Origin of the sequence: Microcoleus sp. T3_D1 (assembly GCF_036700405.1) — a bacterium.
GTDB lineage: Bacteria > Cyanobacteriota > Cyanobacteriia > Cyanobacteriales > Microcoleaceae > Microcoleus.
This window is the reverse complement of the sequence record NZ_JAUBOV010000176.1, coordinates 1-2,699: the sequence shown is the minus strand read 5'-3', so window position 1 is coordinate 2,699 and position 2,699 is coordinate 1. Positions and strand designations below refer to the sequence as shown.

Sequence of the window (2,699 nt, the reverse complement as noted above, 5' to 3'; positions counted from 1 at the left end):
AATTGTCAAGGTTCTTATGTTACTTGCGGGTAATCCTCTACCCATTTCAGGGCTAGTTTCTACCCAACGAATCGCACTCCTGTTCTGAACCCATAACTCTGAGCGTGAAAAGTTGCTTCGTGTGCTGGCTCTAGCGCGTATTTTGCGAGGCATTGCCACGCTCTATCGGCGATAGTCGGTATCTTAAGGAGGCGGGTACTCCCATCCTTTTTAGGGATTGGTATTGAACGTAACTTCTGATGTTTCCAGTTGTTACTTTTGGCTCTGAGTTCTTCACTTATAGCAAGCCTTTCCTCAAATGTGAGTGAGGCTTTCCCATCGATTCCCGCAGTCTTTTTGCCAGCATTTAGTTGAGTTACTTGACGTATCGCCAACATTCTTGCAGCCCGAGATTTCAGAATTAGCTTTTGAAGGGACTTCGCTTTCGGCTTGTCTCCAACCTGAATCGCTTTAAACACTCGTTTTTGTAGGCGAAATAAGTCCCTTCGGAATTTCTTCCAAGGTAACGTCTTCCAAGATTCACTAACATTGCTGCCGTGTCTAATCATACTCTGCTCCAACTTATGTTCTCTGAACACCGAGCGACCAATTACGGTCTGTCCTACCCGAACTAAGGGGGTTCCGCTGCTCGTCTAGCCTACTTGGGGTTCGATTTCCCCTTGACCCTCAATCCGTTTTTATTCGTTCCCTCGGTTAGATTAATTGTTCCTTTAGGTGGAGCCAATTTAACTACTGGATTCCCTAGACTCTTGCCGATATTGTCGGGATGATTCGGCGGGAATAATCTCCAGTGGAGTCGGGATTTTTGGTCTGTGACCCGCTCGAAAATAAGTTACTTTTCTAGGCTCTGTTTCACCGTTGGAACCCCCCATTAACGCCAGTGTCACCTCACATTAGATGTCTGGTTGCGTCCTGTTCCCAGCTTCACTCTCCAAGAATCGAGCTTGGTCGGTGTGGGCAGATAGGGAGTCATACCTGAGTCTGGCAGAAGGGGCTTGCACCCTTATCAGACCGAGAGTTCAGCCTTGTGGCTGGAAACGCTATGTACGGGCTTTCACCGTGATTCACGTTTCAACGAATCGCACCCCGACTTTTTCTATAGTCCTCGAAGCATTTTGATCTCTATCCTGCTCAGTACCACAACTAACGCAAAGCACTGAACGAATAGATAAATCAATCTTGCCCCATTTAAAACCACAATCCGCACAAACTTGGCTAGTAGGTTCCCACCTACTAATTACTTGAAACTCTCTACCAAACTTTTCAGATTTAGCCTCACAGAGAGTCCTAAACTCCCTCCACCCTTGCTGACTAATTGCCCGTGAAAGTTTCCGGTTTTTTACCATCCCTGACACATTCAAGTCTTCTAAAATAATCACTTGGTTTTCGTTGACTATTTTGGTTGACAATTTGTGCAGGAAATCTTTCCGGGTATCGGCAATGCGGTTATGCAACTTAGCAATCTTGATTCGTGTTACGTTTCTCCTTTTGGAGTCTTTTGGCTGGCGAGCTAATTGACGCTGGAGTTTGCGGATTTTTCGGTCTAACTTTTTATAGCTAGGACTCTCAGCTTTCTCTCCATCGCTCATCACTGCAAAAGTTTTTATTCCCAAATCGATTCCGATACTTTGGTTTTTGGCATCAGAATGAACGGGTTGAACTTCTACCACAAAGCTTAGGAAATAACGATTTGCACAATCTTTGACTACCGTGACTGAGCTAGGTTCAGATGGGAGTTCTCTTGACCATATTGGCTTGACAATACCAATCTTAGCTAAATAGACACCGCCATTTTTAAAAGAAAAGCCTCCAATCCGAAATCTGGCAGATTGGCTATTTGTTCTTTTCTTGAACTTAGGATAACCCAGTTTACGACCTTTTCGTTTCCCTTTACAGGAATCGAAGAAGTTCTTGAAAGCTGTTTCTAAATCTGCTACAGATTGCTGTAGAGGGATATTAGAAACTTCGCTCAGCCAAACTCTTTCTTCGGTGTTTTTCGCTTGGGTTATTACGATTTTTTGCAGATCGGCTGAACTTGGCTTTTTTTCGGACTGCTTGCAGAGGGCTAGACTATCGTTCCAGACCACCCGGACGCAGCCGAACAGCCGAGCTAAACTCTGCTTCTGTTCGGTCGTCGGATAAAATCTGTACTTGAATCTCGCCTTCATGGTTATACTGAATATTGGTCTGTAGGTTTGATTATATATTGGTTGGCAAGCAATGACAACAGTTTACCGTCGAGAGCGCCATTCTGTTACAGAACTTAAAATACATTTGGTCTGTATAACAAAATATCGTCGGTCTGTATTTACGAGTGAAAGTCTTGATTTGATTGAAAAGTCGTTTCGAGAGGTAGCCCAAAAAATGAACTTTCAAGTGCTAGAGTTCAATGGGGAAGCTGATCACGTTCATGCGCTGATCGAGTATCCGCCTAAATTGTCGATATCTCAAATAGTTAACGCACTCAAAGGCGTTTCCAGTCGTCGTTACGGACAAGCTGGACACAAAAAACCCCACAAAGAAGCATTGTGGAGTCCTAGTTATTTTGCGGTTTCTGTGGGGGGCGCGCCTTTAGAAGTTTTGAAGGAGTACATTAGAAATCAAGAAAAGCCGTCCTAGAAGGACGGGGCTTGTATCCGCGCGACCTGAAAGGTCAACTAAACCGCAGCACCGATGCTGCTCGATGATTCTCTTCATCG

General features: G+C 44.6%; 3 protein-coding genes. 1 reads left to right on the top strand and 2 read right to left on the bottom strand.

Going from position 1 to position 2,699, the window contains the following annotated elements; all coding sequences use genetic code 11:
* Positions 1-59: 59 nt before the first annotated feature.
* A complete protein-coding gene (locus tag QT992_RS33170; protein ID WP_333343054.1) occupies positions 60-548 on the bottom strand; it encodes a reverse transcriptase N-terminal domain-containing protein in 489 nt (162 codons plus the stop codon).
* 516 nt (positions 549-1,064) lie between these two features.
* The gene (locus tag QT992_RS33165; RefSeq protein ID WP_333343053.1) at positions 1,065-2,168 is read right to left on the bottom strand and encodes a transposase; all 1,104 of its coding nucleotides are present in this window, start codon (positions 2,166-2,168) and stop codon (positions 1,065-1,067) included.
* Between the two features lie 52 nt (positions 2,169-2,220).
* Here QT992_RS33165 and tnpA point away from each other — a divergent pair, with 52 nt between their 5' ends.
* Positions 2,221-2,619, top strand: a complete 399-nt coding sequence (gene tnpA, locus QT992_RS33160; protein ID WP_333343052.1) for an IS200/IS605 family transposase — start codon at positions 2,221-2,223, stop codon at positions 2,617-2,619.
* The last annotated feature ends 80 nt before the right edge of the window (positions 2,620-2,699 follow it).

Excerpts from the sequence above, each read along its gene's own strand:
- QT992_RS33170 (WP_333343054.1), bottom strand. The coding sequence starts at position 548 with ATGATTAGACACGGCAGCAATGTTAGTGAATCTTGGAAGACGTTACCT.
- tnpA (WP_333343052.1), top strand. The coding sequence starts at position 2,221 with ATGACAACAGTTTACCGTCGAGAGCGCCATTCTGTTACAGAACTTAAA.
- QT992_RS33165 (WP_333343053.1), bottom strand. The coding sequence starts at position 2,168 with ATGAAGGCGAGATTCAAGTACAGATTTTATCCGACGACCGAACAGAAG.